The following is a 21,756-nucleotide window of genomic DNA, read 5'->3' as shown; positions in this document are numbered from 1 at the left end:
ATCAAGCCAAGGCCTTCTTCAGGGCGGCGATGAAGGCCGCGTTCTCGTGCGGCAGGCCGATCGAGATGCGCAGCCATTGCGGCAAACCGTAGGAGCCGACCGGACGCACGATCACGCCCTGCCGGAGCAACGCGAGGTTCACGCGCGCGCCGGCGCCATCGTCGTCGCCCACGCGCACCAGCACGAAGTTGCCGAAGGATGGCACGTAGTCCAGGCCCAGTTCCTCGAAAGCGGCGGTCATCTGCCGGTAGCCCTCGGCGTTGTTGCGGGCGCCCTTTTCCAGGAATTGCTTGTCGTCGAGCGCCGCGATAGCCGCCGCCTGGGCCAGCGAATTGACGTTGAAGGGCTGGCGGATGCGGTTCATCAGGTCGGTCACGGGCGGCTGGGCGATGGCGAAGCCCACGCGCAGGCCGGCCAGGCCGTAGGCCTTCGAGAAGGTGCGCGAGACGACCAGGTTCGGGTAGTTGCGCACCCAGCTGGCCGATTCGAACTGGTGCTCGGGCGCCAGGTATTCGTTATAGGCTTCGTCGAGCACGACGATGACGTTCGACGGGACCTGCCTCAGGAAAGCCTCGACCTGGGCGGCGCCGATGAAGGTGCCGGTCGGGTTGTTCGGGTTGGCGACATACAGCAGGCGGGTGTCGGCCTCGATGGCGGCGGCCATCGCGTCCAGGTCGTGGCCGTACTCGACGGCCGGGACGACGATCGCGCGCGCGCCCACGCCCTGCGTGGCCAGCGCGTAGACGGCGAAGGAATACTGCGAAAACACGACCGATTCGCCTTTTTGCACGAAGGCATGGGCGGCGATCTCGAGAATGTCGTTGCTGCCGTTGCCGAGCGTGATCCAGTCGGCCGGGACGTCGTAGCGCGTGCTCAGCGCCGCCTTCAGCTCGAAGCCGTTCGCGTCCGGGTAGCGTCCCAGGTCGGCGGCCGCTTTCGTCATTGCGGCCTGGCTCGACGCTGGCACGCCGAACGGGTTTTCGTTGGAGGCGAGCTTGACGATGCTGGCCTCGTCGAGACCGAATTCGCGGGCGACTTCCGCGATGGGTTTGCCGGCCTGATAAGGGGCGATGGCACGAACGTACTCTGGACCGAATTTCGACATGTTCTCGACTCAAAAAATGAATTAGAGGCCGACCGGGTAGGAACCCAGCAGCTTGAAAAAGGCGGCGTTGTGGTGCAGTTCCTCGAGCGCGCGCGCGACCGGCGCGTCCTGGCGGTGGCCTTCGACGTCGACGTAGAAGTAATACTCCCAGGTGCCGATGCGCGCCGGACGCGATTCGAAGCGCGTCATCGACACGCCGTGCGTGGCCAGCGGCGCGAGCAGCTTATAGACGGCGCCGGCGGTGTTCGGCACGGCCAGCACCAGCGAGGTGCGGTCGCGCCCGGACGGGTTGGTCTGCAGGGTGCCGATGACGACGAAACGGGTACGGTTGTGCGGGTCGTCCTGGATGTGCGCCTGCACCACGCCGAGCCCGTACTGCTCGCCCGCCATCTCGCTGGCGATCGCGGCGATCGTCGCATCCTGGCTGGCCATGACGGCCGCCTCGGCGTTCGAGGCGACGGCGCGCCGCTCGACGTTCGGGTGGTGCAGGTTCAGCCAGACCTGGCACTGGGCCAGCGCCTGGGAATGGGCGCAGACGACGCCGACGCCCTCCATGCTGCCGGTTTTCGTCATCAGGCTGTGGTGGACCGGAATCGAAACTTCACCGCTGATCACGGTGGTGGTGGCCAGCATCAGGTCGAGCGTGCGGTTGATCGCCCCTTCCGAGGAATTTTCGACCGGGACCACGCCAAAGTCGGCGGTGCCGGCCTCGGTCGAGCGAAAGACTTCGTCGATCGAGGCGCACGGCAAGCCTTCGACGGCGCTGCCGAACTGCTGGTAGACAGCCTGTTCGCTGAAGGTGCCGGCCGGTCCCAGGTAGGCGACGGTCACCCGCTTTTCCAGCGCGCGGCAGGCGGACATCACTTCGCGGAAGATGGTTTGCACGTCCTGGTTCTTGAGCGGGCCGGGATTGCGCTCGGCCACGCCGCGCAGCACCTGCGCTTCGCGTTCGGGACGGAACACGGGGGCGTCGGTTTCGGCCTTGACATGGCCGACCTGCTGGGCGATGCGCCCGCGCTGGCTGAGCAGGTCCAGGATTTGCGCGTCGATGGCATCGATCCGTTCGCGCAGGGGGGTGAGTTTGTCTGTCATGATGGTTGGTTGAAGGATGCTGTTTATTGTTGACGGCTGCGATGGTTGACGGCTGCGATGGTTGACGGCTGCGCGCCGCCGTGCGCCATGCATGGGCAGGCGCGCGCGGGCCTCGCGGGCCAGGGCGCGCCGTCATCGGGCCGGCGGCCTCGACGAGCCCATGCGTCGCACGACGCGCGCGGTCTATCTGCCTGCAAACTCGTTCAAATAATCGACCAGGGCCTGCACCCCTTCGATCGGCATCGCATTGTAGATCGACGCCCGCATGCCCCCGACGGACTTGTGGCCCTTCAGCTGCAGCAGCCCGCGCGCCTTCGCGCCGGCCAGGAAAGATTCATTCAGTGATTCGTCGCGTAAATAAAACGGGATATTCATGCGTGAGCGACATGAAACCTCGACGCGGTTGCGATAGAAGTCGTCGGCATCGAGCGCCGCGTACAGCAAGTCGGCCTTTTGGATATTACGCGCTTCCATCGCCGCCACGCCACCGTGCGCCTTCAGGTGCGCGAACACGAGCCCGGCGATGTAGATCGCATACGTCGGCGGCGTATTGAACATCGACTCGTGCTCGGCCACGTTCTTCCAGTGGAAGGCGGACGGGCAGATCGGCAGCGCGTAGTCCAGCAGATCCTCGCGCACGATCACCAGGGTCAGGCCGGCCGGTCCGATGTTCTTCTGGGCGCCGGCGAAGATCACGCCGTAGCGCGCCACGTCGATCTGGCGCGACAGGATGTGCGAGGACATGTCGGCGACGACCGGCACGCCGGCCGGTGCGCGCGGCACGAAGTTGTATTCGACGCCGTCGATGGTTTCGTTGGTGCAGACGTGCAGGTAGGCGGCGCCCTCGGTCAGGCGCCAGCTCTCCTGCGGCGGCACGCGGGTAAAGCCTTCGGCCTGGCTGGAAGCGGCCACGTTGACATCGGCGTAGCGCGCCGCTTCCTTGATCGACTTGCCCGACCAGGAACCGGTGTGGACGAAGTCGATGGTCGCCGGCGTGCCCACGCGGCCCAGCAGGTTGAGCGGAATGATGGCGTTCTGCCCGAGTCCCCCGCCCTGCATGAACAGGATCTTGTAGTTCGACGGGACCGCCAGCAGTTCGCGCAGGTCGGCTTCGGCCTGCCGGTAGATGGCGATGAATTCGGGACCGCGATGGCTCATCTCCATCACCGACATGCCGCTGCCGTGCCAGTCGAGCATTTCGCTGGCGGCCTGCTGCAGCACTTCTTTCGGGAGGACGGCCGGGCCGGCCGAGAAATTGAAGATCTGGGTCACTGGCTTATCTGCTCCTTATTCGCTTCCGTTCCGCCGGGTCGCTTACTTGCGCTGCTGCTGGGCGGCCGTTGCCGCCAGGCGCTCCTTCAGCATGTCCAGGGCGATCTGGTTCGCCTCCTGCGTCAATTGCGGGCTCAGCGCCAGCATCTTGGCCGCCACCGGGCGCTTGTAGAAGGCCAGCAGCTCGTCGATCTCGGCCTGCGTGAAGCGGCGCGCATAGATCGGCACGATGCGCTCGAAGATGTCGTCGACCAGCTTCGGATCGGCCAGCATGCGCTGCCCGCCCTCGACCACGCGCGGGATACCGTTCGAGACGATGGCCAGCTCGGCCTTCTTCTGCGCGTCCGTCAGCGCCTTGTTGGCGTTGATGCGGTCGGCCTGCGCCTTGGCCAGCACATGCGGCATGGCCTGGGCCGTTTGCCGCAGGCGCGCGGCCAGCTGCTCGCGGTACTTCATGATCGTCAGCAGTTCCTTGACGCTCGCGGCCGCGGCGGGATCGGCCACCGGCGCCTGGGCCAGGGCGGAGCCCGACAGGGCCAGTGCGCAACACAGTGCAATGAGACGTTTCATGATAACTCCAGGCTTGACGATTCAAAAAAACAAAAGGGAGGGCCGCGCCCTCCCCTTCCATGGGTTGTTACTGCGGCGCCGCTTCGAGCTCGACCTCTTCCAGGTCGGTCTCGACGATGCGCTGCAAGCCCGACAGCTTGGTGCCGTCTTCGACCGCGATCAGGGTGACGCCTTGCGTGGCGCGGCCCATCTCGCGGATCTCGGCCACGCGAGTGCGGATCAGGACGCCGCCGGTCGTGATCAGCATGATCTCGTCGCTCACATCGACCAGGGTCGCGGCGACCACCTTGCCGTTGCGCTCGCTCGTCTGGATCGCGATCATGCCTTTCGTGCCGCGACCATGGCGGGTGTACTCCGTGATCGGGGTACGCTTGCCGAAGCCGTTCTCGGTGGCCGTCAGGACCGACTGCTGCTCGTTCTCCGCCACCAGGAGCGCGATCACGTTCTGGCCTTCTTCCAGGTTCATGCCGCGCACACCGCGCGCGGTACGGCCCATCGGGCGCACATCGTTCTCGTCGAAGCGCACGGCCTTGCCGGCGTCCGAGAACAGCATCACGTCGTGCTCGCCGTCGGTCAGCGCGGCGCCGATCAGGAAGTCGCCCTCGTCGAGGTCGACCGCGATGATGCCGGCCTTGCGCGGATTGCTGAAGTCCTTCAGCGGCGTCTTCTTCACGGTGCCCAGCGACGTCGACATGAAGACGTAGTGGTGTTCCGGGAAGCTGCGGTTTTCGCCCGACAGCGGCAGGATGACCGTGATCTTCTCGTTGTCCTGCAGCGGGAACATGTTGACGATCGGCTTGCCGCGCGAATTGCGCGAACCCTGCGGCACTTCCCACACCTTCAGCCAGTACATGCGGCCGCGGTTCGAGAAGCACAGCATGTAGTCGTGGGTGTTGGCGATGAAGAGCTGGTCGATCCAGTCTTCGTCCTTCGTCGCCATCGCCTGCTTGCCGCGGCCGCCGCGCTTTTGGGCGCGGTATTCGGCGATCGGCTGCGACTTCATGTAGCCGGTGTGCGACAAGGTCACCACCATGTCCTGCGGCGTGATCAGGTCTTCGGTGTCCAGGTCGCTGGCGTTGTGCTCGATGGCCGAGCGGCGCGCGTCCTTGCCGTTCTCGGCGTAGTCGCTCTTGATCTGGACCATCTCGTCGCTGATGATGGTCGTCACGCGCTCCGGGCGCGACAGGATGTCGAGCAGGTCGGCGATGTGCGACATCACCTCCTTGTACTCGTTGACGATCTTGTCCTGCTCCAGGCCGGTCAGGCGCTGCAGGCGCATTTGCAGGATTTCCTGGGCCTGCTCGTCGGAGAGCTTGTACAGGCCGTCCTGCTGCATGCCGTAGTGCTTCGGCAGGTGCTCCGGACGGAAGGCGTCGATGCCGCCGATGGTGCTGCCCTCGGCGGTACGCAGCAGCATCTCGCGCACCAGGGACGAATCCCAGGCGCGCTGCATCAGTTCCATCTTCGCCACCGGCGGCGTCGGCGCGGCCTTGATGATGGCGATGAAGTCGTCGATGTTGGCCAGCGCGACGGCCAGGCCTTCGAGCATGTGGCCGCGTTCGCGCGCCTTGCGCAGCTCGAACACGGTGCGGCGCGTGACGACTTCGCGCCGGTGCGACAGGAAGCACTCGAGCATCTGCTTGAGGTTCAGCAGCTTCGGCTGGCCGTTGACCAGCGCCACCATGTTCATGCCGAAGGTGTCCTGGAGCTGGGTCTGCTTATACAGGTTGTTCAGCACCACTTCCGGCACTTCGCCGCGTTTCAGTTCGATCACCACGCGCATGCCCGACTTGTCGGACTCGTCGCGGATGTCGGAAATGCCCTCGAGCTTCTTGTCGCGCACGTTCTCGGCGATGCGCTCGAGCAGCGACTTCTTGTTCACCTGATACGGCAGCTCGTCGATGATGATCGCGATCCGGCCGCCATCCTTGCCATACTCTTCGAAGTGGGTCTTGGCGCGCATCACCACGCGCCCGCGCCCGGTACGGTAACCGTCGCGCACGCCCGAGACGCCATAGATGATGCCGGCGGTCGGGAAGTCCGGCGCCGGGATCAGTTCGATCAGTTCGTCGATCGTGCAATCCGGATGGCGCAGCAGGTGCTGGGCGCCGTTGATGACTTCCGACAGGTTATGCGGCGGGATATTGGTCGCCATGCCGACCGCGATGCCGGAGGAACCATTGATCAGCAGGTTAGGGATCTTGGTCGGCAGGACCGTCGGTTCTTTTTCCTTGCCATCATAGTTCGGCTGGAAGTCGACCGTGTCCTTGTCGATGTCGGCCAGCAGCTCGGCGGCGATCCTGTCGAGGCGGCACTCGGTATACCGCATTGCCGCGGCACTGTCGCCGTCGATCGAGCCGAAATTGCCCTGGCCGTCGACGAGCGTGTAGCGCAGCGAAAAGTCCTGGGCCATCCGGACCAGCGTGTCGTAGATCGACGAGTCGCCGTGCGGGTGGTACTTGCCCATGGTGTCGCCGACCACGCGCGCGCACTTCACGTACGGGCGGTTGTAATTGTAATTACTTTCGTGCATGGAGAAGAGGACGCGGCGGTGGACCGGCTTCAAGCCGTCGCGCACATCCGGCAGCGCGCGGCCGACGATCACGCTCATGGCGTAATCGAGATAGCTCTTGCGCATCTCTTCTTCAAGGGAAATCGGGACTGTTTCTTTTGCGAATTGATCCATGGGGCGGGTCGATTGCTTTCAGGCTAATGGTTATGGGTGCTAGCCAATGATTCTATCATGCACCTATACAGCGGGCGACTTTTGCCGCCGGGGTGACGCGCCCGCCGGTTTTTTCGATCAGTTGTTGATCTGACACATTCATGTCATAAACATTCGTCAAGCTAACGTGCGCTAACAATAGGTTGTTGCGCAGAAACAACGAGGCTGTGACATGCACGGCGATTGCGCAGCCGCGGGTCGTACTGTTGTGGCGAATGTGGCAAAATGGCCGAGAAGTTAATTGCTTGTTTCATAATGCGAAACGAACGCGACTGCAATTGGTGTTAATATTCTGCCTACGTTGTCGTGAATGGCACAAGTTTCGCAACGAAAAGATATAAAACCGAAAGGAACTAAAAATATGAAGAAGATTGCAACCCTCATGCTCGCAGCTTCGGCAGCGATGGCTGGCAGTGCGTTCGCACAAAGCGCACCGCCGTATGCGCCGCTGACGACCGACATCCAGGCGAACAAGCCGTACAGCGCGTACGTCCAGGACAGCCGCGGCGTGATCGCGCGCGATCCTTTCGGCCTGTGCTGGCGTACCGGCTACTGGACCCCGGCCGACGCGGTCCCGGGCTGCGACGCGCCATTGTGCGTGCCGCCTGAAAAACTGGAAAACGGCAAGTGCGTCGCTCCGCCACCGCCGCCGGTCGAAGCCGCGCCCGCCCCTGCCCCGGCACCAGCCCCGGCACCGGCGCCTGTGCCGACCTCGGAAAAAGTGAGCTACTCGGCTGACGCCTTCTTCGATTTCGACAAAGCCGTCCTCAAGCCTGAAGGCAAGAAGTCGCTCGACGAGCTGACCTCGAAGCTGGGCGACATGAACCTGGAAGTCATCATCGCCGTCGGCCACACCGATTCGATCGGCACCGATGCCTACAACCAGAAGCTGTCGATCCGCCGCGCCGAATCGGTCAAGGCTTATCTGCAGAGCAAGGGCATCGACGCCAACCGCGTCTACACCGAAGGCAAGGGCGAGAAGCAGCCTGTCGCTGACAACAAGAGCTCGGCTGGCCGCGCGAAGAATCGCCGCGTCGAGATCGAAGTCGTCGGCACCCGTACCCGCCAGCAGTAATCTGGTTGCGGTATCAGAACCCCGCTGCGGCGGGGTTTTTTTTCGCCTGCAGGCGCCTGAGTGCTCACCGAGGGCGAGGCGCGCCGTCGCCAGCGCCATCCGCACCGGACATTTTGTCCGTCGTATCCCAATATTTCCCGCTATTATTCCGACCTATGAATACGAACGCCGACCCTCTCGAAATCAGCAAGTTCAGCGAGCTGGCCCACCGCTGGTGGGACCCGACCTCCGAATTTCGCCCTTTGCACGAAATTAACCCGCTGCGCCTGGAATGGATCAACGCGCGCGCGCCCCTGGCCGGCAAGAACGTGATCGACATCGGTTGCGGTGGCGGCGTGCTGTCCGAATCGATGGCGCGCAAGGGTGCGAAAGTGACCGGCATCGACTTGTCGAAAAAGGCATTGAAGGTCGCCGACCTGCATGGCCTGGAGTCGGGCGTCGATGTGCGCTACAAGCTGATCGCCGCCGAAGACATGGCGCTCGAGGAACCCGGCCAGTACGACGTCGTCACCTGCATGGAAATGCTCGAGCACGTGCCGGACCCGGCCTCGATCGTGCGCGCCGCCGCCGCCCTGGCGAAACCGGGCGGCCACCTGTTCTTTTCGACCATCAACCGCAATCCCAAGGCCTATCTGCTGGCCGTGATCGGCGCCGAATACGTGCTGCGCATGCTGCCGCGCGGCACCCACGACTACGGCAAGTTCCTGACCCCGGCCGAGCTGTCGCAATTCGTGCGCGCCGCCGGCTTGCAAGTCGAAGGCATGAAGGGATTGACCTACAATCCGCTGACCAAGATTTACTCGCTCAACAACGACACCGATGTGAACTACATGGTGGCCTGTACCAAGCCTGTGTGACCGGGCCCGTTCGACGCAACCTTTTACGCTCCTGATTCGATGACCTTCCCTGCTTCCATCCAGGCACCGCGTGCCGTCCTGTTCGACCTCGACGGCACCCTGGCCGATACCGCGCCCGACCTCGCCGCCGCCGTCAACTGGCTGCGCACCGAGCGCGGCATGGCGCCGACGCCCTACAGCGTGCTGCGTCCGACCGCCTCGGCCGGCGCGCGCGGCATGATCGGCGCCGCTTTCGGCCTGGCGCCCGGCGACGACGGCTACGAGGAATTGCGCCTCCAGTGGTTCGAGCGCTACCAGTCGAACATGGCCGTGCACAGTACCCTGTTCGACGGCATCGTTACGCTCTTGCAGGGCATCGAGGATGCCGGCATGGCCTGGGGCGTCGTCACCAACAAGCCGGCGCGCTTCACCGATCCGCTGATTCCGCAGATCGGCCTGGCGCACGCCGGCTGCATCGTCTCGGGTGACACCATGCCGCATGCCAAACCGCATCCTGCGCCCCTGCTCGAAGGGGCGCGCCGCCTGGACATCGCGCCGGGCGACTGCTGGTATGTGGGCGACGACCTGCGCGACATCGAGGCCGGGCGCGCCGCCGGCATGCTCACGGTGGCATGCGCCTGGGGCTATTGCGGCGCGATCGAACCGCAGGACTGGGGCGCCGACGTCCTCTGCGCCACGCCGCTCGACCTGCTGGAACTGCTGCTCAACGTCACCCGCGCGGCGGAATCCACTTACATCTGATTACGATTGATACCGATTTCTGTCTACCGTGTAACTGACGTCATCGGTAATCTGACTCCATCGACAACGCGACAACAGATGGAGCAGACAATGAACACCACCACCGCAACCGCCACCCGCATTCATCCCCTGATGGCCGCCGCAGCCGCATCGGTGATCATCGTCAGCCTGACCGGCGCCGCCGCGATCACCGGCATGCTGCCGACGTCGCGCAGCGCTCCCGAGCCGCAAGCGGCCCTGCAGCCTACCGCCGGCATGCCGCTCGCCCCGCAGGCCGCCGGGCAGTTGCAGGTTGCCGCACCGAACCAATACGCCGCCGCCCAGGCCACCCTGGCTGCTGCCGCGCCGAACCAGTACCCGGCACAGGCCGCCGCGTATCCGGCACAGGCCGCCCCGATGGTGGTGAGCGCCGCGCCAGGCACGACGACCTACATCCAGTCGGCCAACAATCCGTCCGCGCCGGTGGTGATCGTGAAGCAGGAAGCGGCCCCGGTCGTGAAAAAAGCCGCGGTGCAGAAGCCGCGCGTGGTCGAGCGCGTCGTCGAGCGCCGCATCGTCGAGCACCGTCCGGCTCCGCAGCGTGTGCGCTACGAAGAGCCGACCTACCGCGCCGCCCCTGCACCGGCCCCGGCGCCTTCCCAGCCTAGTTATGTCGGCATCGGCACCGGCGCCGTCATCGGCGGCCTGATCGGCAACCAGGTCGGCGGCGGCAACGGCAAGAAGCTCGCCACCCTGGCCGGCATCATCGGCGGCGGCTATCTCGGCAACGAAGTGGCCAAGCGCGCCGGGCAGTAAGCTTGACGCGATCCGGTCGCGGACGCGCTACACACGGTCCGCGATTGGAGTACAATGGAGTTTCGTTGGGGGCGACCTGGTTTCGACGTGGGTTGCAAAGCAGCGCAGGGCATACCGAGGACTGGTTACCTCGTAAATACATCCAGAAATCAATAACTGCAAACGATAACTCGTACGCACTCGCAGCTTAATTGCTGCTAGCTCTACACTACCTCGCCTCTGGGGTGGGCCGCAAGGCAAGTAGAGTCATTTACAGAGGCTAGGACTCAACCGGGTTACTTGGTTGCTTCCGAAATTTAAGGTAACTCGCTGGTACACAGGGTGCACATCCCCGTTGTACCGGTTAAATTAAATGATAGTGCTAAGTATGTAGAACTGTCTGTAGAGTGCTTGCGGACGAGGGTTCGATTCCCTCCGCCTCCACCACCGCATAACGACAACAGCCCCGCCGGCGAAAGCCAGCGGGGCTGTTCTCGTTGTGCGGTGTCGTTTCGGCGTCGGAATCGACACCGAATCCGGAACGGACGAGGGGCGAGCAGGGGTTTCGAGCCGCGCAGCTGCGTGCTTGCGAGCGACGTTGCGCCTCCGGACGCGACGGCTGCCCGATTCGCCGACCGGCGGCAATCGCGCAGCGATTTCTTGCCTTGCGCTGATCAACTGATGAGTCTGCAAATTCGAGACCGAGCCCAAAGGCAGAGCTCGTGTCCGAATGTCAGACTTGACCCCACCTTCCCCACCTTCCCAAAGGCAGAGCTCGTGTCCGAATGTCAGACTTGACCCCACCTTCCTGTGGACTTGACCCCACCTTCCTGTGTGTCCGAATGTCAGACTTGACCCCACCTTCCTGTGCCACCTTCCTGACCCCACCTTTCAGACTTGACCCTACCTTCCCTACCTTTCTGACCCTACCTTGCTACCTTCCAGCGCTCACGCTGCCAAAACCTAAGTAATCCAGCCCTTCCGCCAGACGCTGTTACTATATTGCCATCAATCCACCTGAGGCCCACTCCATGCTTAAAATTAACAACAAAGAAGTCTTCTTCTCCACCTCCTTCATCATCGGCCCCAACGAAGAAGCCCTTCTTTCTCCCGCCGAGCTGCGCGGCACGAAAATCACCATCCACGCCGTCGAAAAAGAAGGCGAGCCAACCCCTGCGGACCTGAAGATCGACGGCAGCTCCGGCAACGCCCGCATCAGCATTCCCTTCGTGCAGGCAAGCGCTTTCTCCGGCAATCTCGACCTGGGAATGTGGGGCAAGGACAAGGTCACCGGCCGCGTCGTCGGTCAGGGCGTGAACGGCGCGATGATCGTCCACTTCGCCATGTACATCGAACGCGAACCCAACTACGGCTTGCGCAAGCCGCAATAATCCGCACCCTCCCGGCAGCAGGGACTCCCGGCGTCCGCGCGGACGCCGGACGGGCTGCAGCGAGCTCAGGGCGCGGCGTCCCGATCACGCCGCCCCCGCGCAGGCAACGAAGAAAAGCAGTTTACGACGACGGCCCGATATCGGCCATCTCCGGCGAAATCATCAGCTCCTGCTTCAGCGCCCGGTTAAACGCCGGAATGTCCGCCGGCTTGCGGCTCGTGATCAGCTTTTCGTCGATCACCACTTCCTGGTCGGTCCATTCGGCCCCGGCTGCCCTCATGTCGTCCTGGATCTCCGGCCAGCTCGTCAGGCTTTTCGACTCGGCGATGCCGGCATCGATCAGGACCCAGGGCGCGTGGCAGATGGCGGCGATCGGCTTGTCCTCGGCGTAGAAGTCGCGGATGAAGGCGATCGACTCCGGACTCTTGCGCAGCGCGAGCGGATTCTGTTCGCCGCCCGGCAGCACCAGCGCATCGTAGTCGCCCGGCCTGGCGTCCTTGACGTTCAGCTCGACCCGGAAGGTGTCACCCTTGGCGTCATGGTGCATCCCCTGCACGCTTTCGCCTGCCTGCTTGGGCGAGATCAGGACCACTTCGGCGCCCTCGCCTTCCAGGAAACTGCGCGGCCCCGTGTACTCGACCTGCTCGACGCCGTCCGTCATCAGGACCGCAATGCGCTTGCCCTGCAGCGCCTTGCCGTCATCCTGTTCTTGTTCCAGTTCCATGTGACCTCCTCGATGTGATTGTCCGTCATGCATCCAAGACGATTCTAGGAGGGCGCACGTCCGCACGGCGCGCGCTTCAGGCGTCCTTCAGGCGTCCTTCAAGCCCAGGGTGCGCAGGCGCGCGCGCAGCCGGCGCACCTCGTCGGCCAGGTCGATGACCAGCGCCGCCAGGTCCTCGTTGGCATCGAAATGGCGCTCCAGCTCGAGCAGGCGGCGCGCCCGCGCCAGGTCGCTGCTGCGAAAGCGCAGGGCCGTCACCTCGGCCTCGCCACCCAGCACGCCCGCCTCCACATGGCGTACCACCCAGTCCGGCTCGACCCGGCAGGCCCGGGCCAGCTCATCGAGATCCAGGGCCGCTTCGTCGACCAGGACCCCCGTCACAATCTGGTTCGCTTTCATCCTTCGTTCCTCCAGCAAGATTCAGGCGACGCGCGGATTGAAGGCCAGGTCGCGCGCCATCGCCTGGTAAATCGCACGCGCCTTCTCGGTATTTGCCGGCGGCAGCACCACGTCCAGGATCAGGTAGAGATCGCCCGGCGGATTGGCCGGAATGCCCTTGCCCTTCAAGCGCAGCTTGCGCCCGCTCTGCGAGCCGGCCGGAATCGTCACCTCGACCGTGCCCGACGGCGTCGGCACCGCGACCGGACCGCCCAGCGCGGCCTCCCAGGGCGTGACCGGCACGTTCTGGTACACATGCGCGCCCTCGACGCGGTAACGCCGATCGGGCGCGAAGCCGATCTCCAGGTACAGGTCGCCCGGCCCGGCGCCGCCATGGCCTTCGTGGCCCTGCCCGGCCAGGCGCAGCTGCTGCCCCGGCGTGACCCCGCGCGGGATGTTCACGTTGAGCGTCTTTTCCTGCATCGTGGCACGCCCCGCCGCTCCCTGCCGCGGCACGCGCAGGCTCACGGTGCGGGTGGCGCCGCGGTAGGCATCGGTCAGGTCGATCGTGATGGCGGCGTGGATATCGTCGCCGCGCATCTGGAAGCCGCCGCGGCGCTGGCGGCCGACATGCGCGAACAGGTCGGCGAAGAAGTCCTCGCCCCCGGCACCCGCGAAGTCGTATCGCTCGCCCCAGTCCGGCGGCGGACGGAATTGCTCGCCCGCATGATGGCTGCGCCCGAGCGCATCGTAGGCGGCGCGCTTTTCGGCGTCGCCCAGCACCTCGTAGGCTTCGTTGATTTCCTTGGTCTTCGCGTCCGCGTCCTCGTGCTTGCTGACATCGGGATGGTACTTGCGCACCATTTTCCGGTACGCCTTCTTGATGTCGTCCGCGCTCGCGTTCCTGTCGAGGCCAAGGGTCTGGTAATAGTCCTTGTATTCCACAGTGCACTCCCGGATTGGTTGCTCGTTGCCCGACAGATGGGGCCGGGCGCAGCGAAAATAAAGCTCCCGCCTTCTCGTGGCCGGAAATGCCATGCACGCCAGGCGCCGGTCCAAGGTCTCGGCACGGAGAACCCATCCACTCCTCCCTACCGAGCCAGGTGCTTAGACAGTAAAATCACAGGTTTCCGCCTCCGGCTTGCCCATGACTTCCACGACCACCACCGTCGCCGCTTCGGCTTCCCCCATCCGCCTCGAGATCGCTACCCTCTGGAAGCTGTCCTGGCCGATGCTGGTGGGGCAGCTGGCCACCGTCGGCATGGGCGTGGCCGACGTGGCGATGACGGGACACGTGAGCGCGGAGGAACTGGCGGCCGTCTCGCTGGGCGCCTCGGTCTGGTCGATCGTGCTGGTAACGGTGATGGGCATCATGATGTCGATCAATACCGTGGTGGCGCACGACATCGGCGGCGGACGCTACGACAGGATTCCGCACGCGGTGCGCCAGGCGCTGTGGAAAGGCGCGGGCATCGGCCTGGTCGCCCTCGCCGCCACCAACCTGTGCACGCTGCTGTTCGATCATATCGGCCTGGACCAGGCGGTGGCCGACCGCGCCGCCCTCTTCCTGCACGTCACCAGCATCGGCATGCCGGCCTTTGCCTGCTACCGCGCGCTGTACGGCTACACGACCAGCATCAACGAGACCAAGCCGATCATGGTCATCGCGCTCCTCGGCCTGCTCTTCAATATCGCCAGCAACTGGCTGCTGGTGTTCGGCAACTGGGGCTTTCCCCAAATGGGCGCGGTCGGCTGCGCCGTCTCGACCGCCATCGGCATGTGGCTGATGCTCGTTGCCATGCTGGCCTGGATCAGGGTGGCGCCCGTCTACCGCATGACCTATCCGTTCACCGGCTGGGAAGGTCCCGACTGGAATGCAATCCGCGGCATGCTGCGCCTGGGCCTGCCGATCGGCGTGACCTATTTCGCCGAGGTCAGCGCGTTTGGATTGATCAGCCTGCTGGTGGCGCGCTTCGGCGTCATCCAGGTCTCGGCGCACCAGATCGCGCTGAACTTCGCCTCGCTGGTGTTCATGGTGCCGCTCAGCTTCGGCATCGGCCTGCTCACCCGCGTCGGCCAGGCGATGGGCGAAGGCGATCCGCTGCGCGCGCAATTCGTCGCGCGCGTCGGCGTCGGGATGTCGGTCGCCTTCGGGCTGCTGTCGGCGGCGTGCATCGCCCTCTTCCGCTGGGAAATCGCGCGCGCCTACACGTCGGACCCGGCGGTGCAGCAAGCCTGCGTGCACCTGCTGCTGTTCGCGGCCCTGTTCCAGCTGTCGGATGCGACCCAGGTCGCCACGGCCTCGGCGATTCGCGGCTACCAGGTCACGCGTCCGCCGATGCTCATCCAGCTGGTCGCCTTCTGGGGTTTCTCGCTGCCGCTGGGCTATATTCTCGGCATTGCGCCGGGCTGGTTCCCCTGGTCGCCCAGCGTGCCGATGGAATCGACGGGCTTCTGGATCGGGCTGGTGCTGGGGCTGACGATCGCCGCCGTGTTGCTGACCTGGTCGATGGAGCGCCTGTCGCGCCAGCGGGCATCCGCCGCCGCGCATTGAGAACGTGGTATTCCTGGAGTAAGTACTGATTTCGGAGGTGGACTCTGGTATCGTCTCGTCCGTTGCATAAAGCTAACTTTCAACGAGACAACCAATGCGCCTTCTCCTCTGCCTCCTGGCCGCGCTTGCGGCCGCGCCCGCTTCGGCGGAACGCCTGACACTCGACCGCATCCATGCGGACCCATCGCTTGCAGGTCCGGGCGTGAAAAACCTGCGTGTCTCTCCCGACGGCGAGCGCGTGACCTTCCTGCGTGGCCGCGAAGATAACCAGTTCCAGCAAGACCTGTGGGAATACAACCTAAAGGACAAGACCATGCAGCGCCTGGTCGACTCCAAGAAGCTCGTTCCGAACGAAAACCTGTCGCTCGAGGAAAAGGCACGGCGCGAGCGCGCCCGTACCGCCAGCCTGTCGGGCATCCTGAGCTATAGCTGGTCGCCTGACGGCAAGCAGTTGCTGGTGCCGATCGGCGGCGACCTGTACCTGGTCGACGCCGCCAGGCCGGAAGGCGCGCGCAAGGTGGCAACCGGTAATGTGCTCGATCCGAAGATTTCGCCGAAGGGCCGCTACGTTTCGTTTGTCCGCAACCAGAACCTGGTCGTGATCGACCTCAAGACCGGCGCCGAGCGCCAGCTGACGCAGGACGGCAAGGGGACCGTGCACAATGCCGAAGCCGAGTTCGTGGCCCAGGAAGAAATGGACCAGACCACCGGTTACTACTGGGCGCCGGACGACTCCGCCGTTGCGTACAAACGCTACGACGAAGCGCCGGTGCCGGTGGTGCGCCGCTTCGAAATCTTCGCCGACCGTACCGAGGTGATCGACCAGCACTATCCGGCCGCGGGCGACCCGAACGTGCTGGTCGACCTGTTCATCGTGTCGCCGGAAACAGGCATCTCGCGCAAGGTCGACCTCGGCGCCGAGAAAGACATCTACCTGGTGCGCGCCGACTGGAGCGCCGACAGCAAGACCCTGGTCTACCAGCGCCAGGCGCGCGACCAGAAGCGTCTCGACCTGGTCGCCGTCGACGCCGCCACCCTGGCCCAGCGCACCCTGCTCACCGAAACCTCGACGACCTGGGTCAGCATCCACAACGACCTGCGCTTCCTGAAGCACCGTCCGGCCTTCATCTGGGCTTCGGAGCGCTCGGGCCGCAACCACCTCTACCTGTACGACCTGAACGGCAAGCTGCTGAACCCGATCTCGCGCGGCGAATGGGGCATCGACAGCGTACTGGCCGTGGACGAAGCTGCCGGCAAGGTGTACGTCTCGTCGAACAAGGATGCCGTCATCGACAAGCAAACCTATGCGCTGGCGCTGGACGGCAGCCTGGCCGCGAAGCCGGCGCGCATCACGGCCGGCGACGGCTGGCACGAAGCGGCCTTCGCGAACAACGGCAAGATCTTCGTCGACACCTATTCGAACCCGCGCACCCCGCCGCAAGTGTCGATCCGGCGTGCCGACGGCGCGATGGTGCAGTGGCTCGAGCGTAACGAGCTCGACGCCAATCACCCCTTCGCCCCCTACCTGCCGGACCTGCTGCCGACCGACTACGGCACCATTCAGGCGAACGATGGCCAGACCCTGCACTACTCGATGATCAAGCCGGCCAATTTTGACGCGACCAAGCGTTATCCGGTCTTCCTGTTCACGTACGGTGGCCCGCACTCGCAGCGTGTCACCCGTGCCTGGGGCAATTATTTCGACCAGTACATGGCGCAGCAAGGCTTCGTGGTGTTCCGCCTGGATAACCGCGGCTCGAGCCGTCGCGAGCGCCGGTTCACCGACGTCATCCATAACAACCTGGGCAAGCACGAAGTCGAAGACCAGCTCACCGGCATCGACTGGCTGGCCCGGCAGAGCTTCGTCGACGCCAGGCGCGTCGGCGTGTTCGGCTGGAGCTATGGCGGCTTCATGACCCTGCGTCTGCTGGCGGCGGCGTCGGACAAGATCGCGATGGGCGTGTCGGTGGCGCCGGTGACCGACTGGGCACTGTACGACACCCATTACACCGAGCAATTCGTCGGTGGCACACCGAAGTCGGACCCGCAAGCCTACGCCCGCAGCGGCGTGTTCGCGCACCTCGACGGCGTGAAGTCGCCGCTGCTGCTGGTGCATGGCATGGCCGACGATAACGTGCTGTTTTCGAACACCACGCGCCTGATCGACGAACTGGTCAAGCGCAACGTGCAGTTCGATCTGATGACCTATCCGGGCGCCAAGCACGGCATCTCGGGCCGTACCAGCCAGCGCCATGTGTATGGCTTGATCGAATCCTTTTTCAAGAAGCACTTGGGCGGCACCGCGGCCAGGTAAGCCTGCGCCACCCCTCGACAAGCCGGAATGCCTGAGCGGGCTTTCCGGTTTTTTATTTGGCTGCTGAAAAATGTTGCACGCATTGCCACGGGAATTTAGGAAAAATCAAGAGAATGTCAATGGCGATGTCTCGTATACGAGACGCCGATACACTTTTTTACGAGATTACATTTGCCGTCAAATGCGTTCTTTTCCTATGGGAATGCTAAATACAAGGGCAAAATTGTAAGTTTCTTGTAACAATTTATGTCCCCCCGGAATTAATTCCTCGCGTTATTCTCCGTGTTCCTGATCTTGAGACACGCTCAGAAGAGCACGCACTAGAGGATATTTCCAAATGCAAGCCAACCGTACCAACGCAACTCGCATCACTTTCGCCTTCGCTTCCCTGATCATGGGCGCCGCCGTCGCCGTACCGGCCGCGGCTGCCACGCTGAGCGTCGGTACCGGCAAGACCTATGCAACACCGTGCAAGGCGTTCGCCGCAGCGCAAGCCGGCGACCTTATCGAAATCCAGGGCGGTACCTACGCGGGCGATGTCTGCGCCATCTACAAGAGCAACCTGACCATCCGCGGCGTCAACGGCCGCCCGAAAATCGATGCCGCGGGCAAGGCCGCGCTGAGCAAGGGCACCTGGGTTGTGGTTGGCAGCAATATCGTGATCGACAATGTGGAGATGCTCGGTGCCAGGGTGCCTGAGCGCAACGGCGCTGCCTTGCGTCTCGAAGGGACCAATTTCACCCTGCGTAACTCGTTCCTGCACAATAACGAAAACGGCGTACTGAGCGGCGTGAACACCGCCAGCACCGTGATTCTCGAGAACAACGAATTCGGCCGTAACGGCTATGGCGACGGTTACAGCCACAATGTCTATATCGGCAAGGTCGGCAAGTTGACCTTCCGCTACAACTACTCGCACGATGCCCATGTCGGCCACAACCTGAAGTCGCGCGCCCTCTACAACACGATCGCGTACAACCGCTTCTCGAGCCTGCGCAGCGGGGAAAGCGGCAGCACCGCCGCCGGCAAGCCCAGCTACGAAATCAATGTGCCGAACGGCGGTACTACCTTTATCATCGGCAACGTCATCATGCAGCCGGCGGCTTCGAACAATCCAGCCATGGTGTCCTACGGCGAAGAAGGCATCGGGACCGACCGCAACAGCGATCTGTACGTGATCAACAATACCTTCATCAACGACGACGGCAACCGCGGCACCTTCGTGATGGTGCGCAATGCCAAGGTCGGCGCCAAGCTGGTCAACAACCTGTTCAGCGGCTTCGGCACGGTCACCAACCAGACGACCGCCACCAAGACGACAAATTACCAGTCGCTGGCCTTCGGTTTCGTCGACAAGGCAGCCTACGACCTGCGTCCGCTGACGAGCGCGCTGATCGCGAATGCCGGTTCGACGCCGGCACCGGCCAGCGGCGGCGTGTCGCTGGCCGCGGCGGCGAGCTACAAGCATCTGGCTGCCGGCACCGCACGCGCGGTCCTGGGCACCAAGGTCGACATCGGCGCCTACGAAATCGAGTAAGCATCCGCTCCCGCAGCGGCAGACCTGGAAAAAAGGCCCCGGCGTGTCGACGCCGGGGCCTTTTCATTTTCGCGGCACCGCGCAGGGCGGCGCCGGACATCAGTTAGTGGCGTCTTTCAAGTTTTCCTTGACGTCGCCATACTTTTCCTGGGTCTTGCCTTCGACCTGGTTCTTCAGGCCCTTGGCTTGCTGTTCGGTGTTGCCGACCAGCTTGCCGGCTTCTTCCTGAATCTTGCCGCCGATGTCTTGCAGTTTGCCTTCGACTTGGTCTTTGTTCATGGTGATCTCCTGGTTGGGCAGCGTGGTCGGGTGACGACGCGATGGGTCCAGATTACGCATCCGGAGCCCAGCGATCTGTTCGGCGACGCACACAAGATGTGAATATTTTATCCACACAATTGCCCCCCATCCATGCGCCGAAATGCCGGCACCGGTGGTAATGTTTGATTATTCTTTTGTTAATCAATGACGATCATGCGCGAACCTGCCCACTCCTCCCCCGCCCCAGCCGAGGGCACGACCGACACGCCGCAACAGGAACATACGCTGGTCAAGCGCACCGCCCTGGTCAACGGCGTCAGCGTCCTCTTCATACTTGCGCTTGCCGCACTCTGGTTCGCGGCCGATGCCCTGCTGCTGGTATTTGCCTGCATCCTGTGCGCAGTCCTGCTGTATGAACTATCGACCATGCTGGCGCAGCGTATCAAGCTCAAGCGCGAGTACGCGCTGGGGGTGGTGGTCTTGCTGCTGTTCGCCGTCATCGGCGTGGGTGGCTGGGCCATGGCGCCGCAAATTTCCGAGCAGTCGGCCAAGCTGGCCGACACGGTGCCGAAGTCGCTGCAGCAGTTGCACAGCGCCGTCAACGCGTCTCCGATCCTCAAGAAAATCCTGGCCGGCCTGCCGCCGCCGGAGCAGATCGTCAAGCAGATGTCGCAGCTGGTGCCAAACGCCGGGCTGTTCTTCGGCGGCGTGCTGGGAGCGATCGGCAACGTCGTCATCATCCTGTTCGTGGGCATCTATTTCGCCGCCTCGCCGCGCCTCTACACCAGCGGGGTGATCAAGCTGGTACCGCCGTCGAAACGCCAGCGCGCGCGCCAGGTCCTGCAGAAGATCGGGCATACGCTGTCGAGCTGGCTGCTGGGCAAATCGGTGTCGATGCTGATCGTCGGCACGACAACGGCGATCGGCCTGTCCCTGCTCGGCGTGCCGCTGGCGCTGATTCTCGGGATCATCGCCGGCCTGCTCGATTTCGTGCCCTACCTCGGGCCGATCATGGCCGGCGCACCGGCGGTGCTGATCGCGTTCTCCATCAGTCCGGACCTGGCGCTGTACACGGTGCTGCTGTTCGCCGGCGTGCAGCTGGTCGAGGGTTATGTACTGCAACCGCTGATCGAATCGCGCGCGGTCGACTTGCCGCCGGCACTGACCATCGTGATGCAGCTGGTGTTCGGCACGCTGTTCGGGTTTGCCGGGGTGGCGCTGGCCACGCCGCTGGCGGCGGCGCTGAAGGTGCTGGTACAGATGCTGTACGTGGAAGATGTTCTGGGAGACAAGGTGGACGAGTCGCCGAAGTCCTAGCCGGACTGGCGGCCGGCGCGTTCGCAGGCGCGGGCACGCACGACAGAAAGCCGCGCCACGGCGCGGCTTGGTGGATGTACGGCGCAGAAATCAGCGCTTGCCCTTGACGATATCCTTCACGTCGCCCACTTTTTCCTGCACCTTGCCTTCAGCCTGGTTCGACAATCCTTCCGACTGCTGCTGGCGGCTGCCGACGGCTTCGCCGACCTTTTGCTGGATCTTGCCGCCGATGTCCTTGGCCTTGCCCTTGATTTGGTCCTCGTTCATGATGAGTCCTCTTCGGTTGAAAACGAGGGTCCAGCTTAGGCGCGATTGTCACGTTCCTCTGTTCGTTGATTAACATTTGGCTTGCGCCAGACGCTTGCCAGCCAGGGCTGCTGTTCGCGCGGCAAGCCGGGCGGCCGGTAGTAATGCTGCAGTGGAAGGAAACCGGCCGCGACCAGGTGGCGTTCCCAGGTCGGATAATCGTAGTAGCTGCCCCAGCGCGGCCCGTTCCAGCCTTCTTCGTTGTGCCCCCGTGGATTCGAGCTGAACAGCACGCCGCCGGGTTTCAGGGCGGCATACAGCTGTGCCAGCACGCCGTCCAGCGCCGCGCTCGGCACATGGAACAGCGAGGCGTTCGCGAACACGCCGTCGAAGAACGCCGACGGCAGGTCGAGATGCAGGAAATCCTGCTGCCAGACTTCGCAGCCGCTGTAAGCGCGCGCCATGGCGGCGAATTCGGCCGAGCCGTCGAGGCCGATGGCGCGGTGTCCGAGCGCGGTGAAGGTCTTGAGGTCGCGTCCCGGACCGCAACCGAAATCGAGCAGCGTGTAGGGCGCGGGCGCGGTGATCGCATCCAGCAGCGCCGTCACGTTCTGGCTGACGTCGTGGTCGATCGTGCCGGCGAAGAACTCGCGCGCCGTGTGGTCGTAATGCGCGAGGGTACGCCGGGAGAGTTCGTCAAGGCGGTCGTCGGAGCTGTCGGTCATGGCAATCGTGAATGGCAATCGTGAATGGCGCGGCGCGGCCGGGATGGCACGCCGCCTCGGCACAGGATAACCGATGCCCGCCGACGGCGCGGCGCGCC

At 64.0% G+C, this 21,756-nt stretch carries 20 protein-coding genes and 1 other RNA gene; 10 read left to right on the top strand and 11 right to left on the bottom strand.

All coding sequences use genetic code 11. From position 1 onward, the window contains the following. Window position 1: 1 nt before the first annotated feature. The 5 genes from hisC to gyrA form a co-directional block, all read right to left on the bottom strand. Complete coding sequence (gene hisC, locus ACFPOU_RS13710; protein ID WP_379722129.1) at window positions 2–1,105, bottom strand: histidinol-phosphate transaminase; 1,104 nt, start codon at window positions 1,103–1,105, stop codon at window positions 2–4. Window positions 1,106–1,126: 21 nt separating this feature from the next. Then, window positions 1,127–2,197: a prephenate dehydratase gene (gene pheA, locus ACFPOU_RS13705; protein WP_379722127.1), complete on the bottom strand. Its 1,071-nt coding sequence runs from the start codon at window positions 2,195–2,197 to the stop codon at window positions 1,127–1,129. A gap of 183 nt (window positions 2,198–2,380) precedes the next feature. Further along, a complete protein-coding gene (gene serC, locus ACFPOU_RS13700) occupies window positions 2,381–3,469 on the bottom strand; it encodes a 3-phosphoserine/phosphohydroxythreonine transaminase (RefSeq protein ID WP_379722125.1) in 1,089 nt (362 codons plus the stop codon). 42 nt (window positions 3,470–3,511) lie between these two features. Then, window positions 3,512–4,039, bottom strand: a complete 528-nt coding sequence (locus tag ACFPOU_RS13695) for a DUF2059 domain-containing protein (RefSeq protein ID WP_379722123.1) — start codon at window positions 4,037–4,039, stop codon at window positions 3,512–3,514. Between the two features lie 67 nt (window positions 4,040–4,106). Further along, window positions 4,107–6,725: a DNA gyrase subunit A gene (gene gyrA / locus ACFPOU_RS13690; RefSeq protein WP_379722121.1), complete on the bottom strand. Its 2,619-nt coding sequence runs from the start codon at window positions 6,723–6,725 to the stop codon at window positions 4,107–4,109. 400 nt (window positions 6,726–7,125) lie between these two features. On the opposite strand from gyrA, the gene ompA reads away from it, so the two are divergent. The 6 genes from ompA (at window position 7,126) to ACFPOU_RS13660 (ending at window position 11,602) form a co-directional block, all read left to right on the top strand. Further along, window positions 7,126–7,839 (top strand): outer membrane protein OmpA, encoded by a 714-nt coding sequence (ompA, locus tag ACFPOU_RS13685; protein WP_379722119.1) that lies wholly within the window; start codon window positions 7,126–7,128, stop codon window positions 7,837–7,839. 155 nt (window positions 7,840–7,994) lie between these two features. After that, entirely contained in the window at window positions 7,995–8,696 is a 702-nt protein-coding gene (gene ubiG, locus ACFPOU_RS13680; RefSeq protein ID WP_379722117.1) for a bifunctional 2-polyprenyl-6-hydroxyphenol methylase/3-demethylubiquinol 3-O-methyltransferase UbiG, read from the top strand. A gap of 39 nt (window positions 8,697–8,735) precedes the next feature. Further along, a complete protein-coding gene (locus ACFPOU_RS13675; RefSeq protein WP_379722115.1) occupies window positions 8,736–9,437 on the top strand; it encodes an HAD family hydrolase in 702 nt (233 codons plus the stop codon). A 90-nt stretch (window positions 9,438–9,527) separates the two neighbouring features. Continuing rightward, window positions 9,528–10,232 (top strand): hypothetical protein, encoded by a 705-nt coding sequence (locus tag ACFPOU_RS13670; protein WP_379722113.1) that lies wholly within the window; start codon window positions 9,528–9,530, stop codon window positions 10,230–10,232. Between the two features lie 67 nt (window positions 10,233–10,299). Continuing rightward, window positions 10,300–10,658: a transfer-messenger RNA gene (gene ssrA / locus ACFPOU_RS13665) on the top strand. A 584-nt stretch (window positions 10,659–11,242) separates the two neighbouring features. Continuing rightward, window positions 11,243–11,602 (top strand): hypothetical protein, encoded by a 360-nt coding sequence (locus ACFPOU_RS13660; RefSeq protein WP_379722111.1) that lies wholly within the window; start codon window positions 11,243–11,245, stop codon window positions 11,600–11,602. Window positions 11,603–11,723: 121 nt separating this feature from the next. Here ACFPOU_RS13660 and ACFPOU_RS13655 read toward each other — a convergent pair whose 3' ends face one another. From ACFPOU_RS13655 to ACFPOU_RS13645, 3 genes are all read right to left on the bottom strand, one after another. Continuing rightward, entirely contained in the window at window positions 11,724–12,326 is a 603-nt protein-coding gene (locus ACFPOU_RS13655) for a type 1 glutamine amidotransferase domain-containing protein (protein WP_379722109.1), read from the bottom strand. Window positions 12,327–12,413: 87 nt separating this feature from the next. Continuing rightward, complete coding sequence (locus ACFPOU_RS13650) at window positions 12,414–12,725, bottom strand: MerR family transcriptional regulator (protein ID WP_379722107.1); 312 nt, start codon at window positions 12,723–12,725, stop codon at window positions 12,414–12,416. Between the two features lie 21 nt (window positions 12,726–12,746). Next, entirely contained in the window at window positions 12,747–13,649 is a 903-nt protein-coding gene (locus ACFPOU_RS13645) for a DnaJ C-terminal domain-containing protein (protein ID WP_379722105.1), read from the bottom strand. 202 nt (window positions 13,650–13,851) lie between these two features. Between ACFPOU_RS13645 and ACFPOU_RS13640 the strand changes: the two genes are divergently transcribed. The 3 genes from ACFPOU_RS13640 to ACFPOU_RS13630 all read left to right on the top strand — a co-directional run bounded on the left by ACFPOU_RS13640 (window position 13,852) and on the right by ACFPOU_RS13630 (window position 19,109). Beyond that, window positions 13,852–15,258, top strand: a complete 1,407-nt coding sequence (locus ACFPOU_RS13640) for an MATE family efflux transporter (protein WP_379722103.1) — start codon at window positions 13,852–13,854, stop codon at window positions 15,256–15,258. Window positions 15,259–15,352: 94 nt separating this feature from the next. Continuing rightward, the gene (locus ACFPOU_RS13635) at window positions 15,353–17,572 is read left to right on the top strand and encodes a S9 family peptidase (RefSeq protein ID WP_379722101.1); all 2,220 of its coding nucleotides are present in this window, start codon (window positions 15,353–15,355) and stop codon (window positions 17,570–17,572) included. 337 nt (window positions 17,573–17,909) lie between these two features. After that, a complete protein-coding gene (locus tag ACFPOU_RS13630; RefSeq protein ID WP_379722099.1) occupies window positions 17,910–19,109 on the top strand; it encodes a right-handed parallel beta-helix repeat-containing protein in 1,200 nt (399 codons plus the stop codon). A 99-nt stretch (window positions 19,110–19,208) separates the two neighbouring features. Here ACFPOU_RS13630 and ACFPOU_RS13625 read toward each other — a convergent pair whose 3' ends face one another. Beyond that, window positions 19,209–19,388: a CsbD family protein gene (locus ACFPOU_RS13625; RefSeq protein WP_379722097.1), complete on the bottom strand. Its 180-nt coding sequence runs from the start codon at window positions 19,386–19,388 to the stop codon at window positions 19,209–19,211. A gap of 195 nt (window positions 19,389–19,583) precedes the next feature. On the opposite strand from ACFPOU_RS13625, the gene ACFPOU_RS13620 reads away from it, so the two are divergent. After that, a complete protein-coding gene (locus ACFPOU_RS13620) occupies window positions 19,584–20,687 on the top strand; it encodes an AI-2E family transporter (RefSeq protein WP_379722095.1) in 1,104 nt (367 codons plus the stop codon). A gap of 90 nt (window positions 20,688–20,777) precedes the next feature. Here the strand turns inward: ACFPOU_RS13620 and ACFPOU_RS13615 are convergent, their stop codons facing one another. Together ACFPOU_RS13615 and ACFPOU_RS13610 are read right to left on the bottom strand one after the other, a co-directional pair. After that, window positions 20,778–20,954 (bottom strand): CsbD family protein, encoded by a 177-nt coding sequence (locus ACFPOU_RS13615; protein WP_379722093.1) that lies wholly within the window; start codon window positions 20,952–20,954, stop codon window positions 20,778–20,780. Between the two features lie 35 nt (window positions 20,955–20,989). After that, complete coding sequence (locus ACFPOU_RS13610) at window positions 20,990–21,658, bottom strand: class I SAM-dependent methyltransferase (RefSeq protein ID WP_379722091.1); 669 nt, start codon at window positions 21,656–21,658, stop codon at window positions 20,990–20,992. Window positions 21,659–21,756 lie beyond the last annotated feature (98 nt).

Origin of the sequence: Massilia jejuensis (assembly GCF_042656795.1) — a bacterium.
Taxonomy (GTDB): Bacteria; Pseudomonadota; Gammaproteobacteria; order Burkholderiales; family Burkholderiaceae_D; genus Telluria; species Telluria jejuensis.
Note: the sequence above shows the minus strand (reverse complement) of the source record. Positions and strands in the feature narration are given on the sequence as shown.

Excerpts from the sequence above, each read along its gene's own strand:
- hisC (WP_379722129.1), bottom strand. The coding sequence starts at position 1,105 with ATGTCGAAATTCGGTCCAGAGTACGTTCGTGCCATCGCCCCTTATCAG.
- pheA (WP_379722127.1), bottom strand. The coding sequence starts at position 2,197 with ATGACAGACAAACTCACCCCCCTGCGCGAACGGATCGATGCCATCGAC.
- ACFPOU_RS13695 (WP_379722123.1), bottom strand. The coding sequence starts at position 4,039 with ATGAAACGTCTCATTGCACTGTGTTGCGCACTGGCCCTGTCGGGCTCC.
- gyrA (WP_379722121.1), bottom strand. The coding sequence starts at position 6,725 with ATGGATCAATTCGCAAAAGAAACAGTCCCGATTTCCCTTGAAGAAGAG.
- ompA (WP_379722119.1), top strand. The coding sequence starts at position 7,126 with ATGAAGAAGATTGCAACCCTCATGCTCGCAGCTTCGGCAGCGATGGCT.
- ubiG (WP_379722117.1), top strand. The coding sequence starts at position 7,995 with ATGAATACGAACGCCGACCCTCTCGAAATCAGCAAGTTCAGCGAGCTG.
- ACFPOU_RS13675 (WP_379722115.1), top strand. The coding sequence starts at position 8,736 with ATGACCTTCCCTGCTTCCATCCAGGCACCGCGTGCCGTCCTGTTCGAC.
- ACFPOU_RS13670 (WP_379722113.1), top strand. The coding sequence starts at position 9,528 with ATGAACACCACCACCGCAACCGCCACCCGCATTCATCCCCTGATGGCC.
- ACFPOU_RS13660 (WP_379722111.1), top strand. The coding sequence starts at position 11,243 with ATGCTTAAAATTAACAACAAAGAAGTCTTCTTCTCCACCTCCTTCATC.
- ACFPOU_RS13655 (WP_379722109.1), bottom strand. The coding sequence starts at position 12,326 with ATGGAACTGGAACAAGAACAGGATGACGGCAAGGCGCTGCAGGGCAAG.
- ACFPOU_RS13650 (WP_379722107.1), bottom strand. The coding sequence starts at position 12,725 with ATGAAAGCGAACCAGATTGTGACGGGGGTCCTGGTCGACGAAGCGGCC.
- ACFPOU_RS13640 (WP_379722103.1), top strand. The coding sequence starts at position 13,852 with ATGACTTCCACGACCACCACCGTCGCCGCTTCGGCTTCCCCCATCCGC.
- ACFPOU_RS13635 (WP_379722101.1), top strand. The coding sequence starts at position 15,353 with ATGCGCCTTCTCCTCTGCCTCCTGGCCGCGCTTGCGGCCGCGCCCGCT.
- ACFPOU_RS13630 (WP_379722099.1), top strand. The coding sequence starts at position 17,910 with ATGCAAGCCAACCGTACCAACGCAACTCGCATCACTTTCGCCTTCGCT.
- ACFPOU_RS13625 (WP_379722097.1), bottom strand. The coding sequence starts at position 19,388 with ATGAACAAAGACCAAGTCGAAGGCAAACTGCAAGACATCGGCGGCAAG.
- ACFPOU_RS13620 (WP_379722095.1), top strand. The coding sequence starts at position 19,584 with ATGCGCGAACCTGCCCACTCCTCCCCCGCCCCAGCCGAGGGCACGACC.
- ACFPOU_RS13615 (WP_379722093.1), bottom strand. The coding sequence starts at position 20,954 with ATGAACGAGGACCAAATCAAGGGCAAGGCCAAGGACATCGGCGGCAAG.
- ACFPOU_RS13610 (WP_379722091.1), bottom strand. The coding sequence starts at position 21,658 with ATGACCGACAGCTCCGACGACCGCCTTGACGAACTCTCCCGGCGTACC.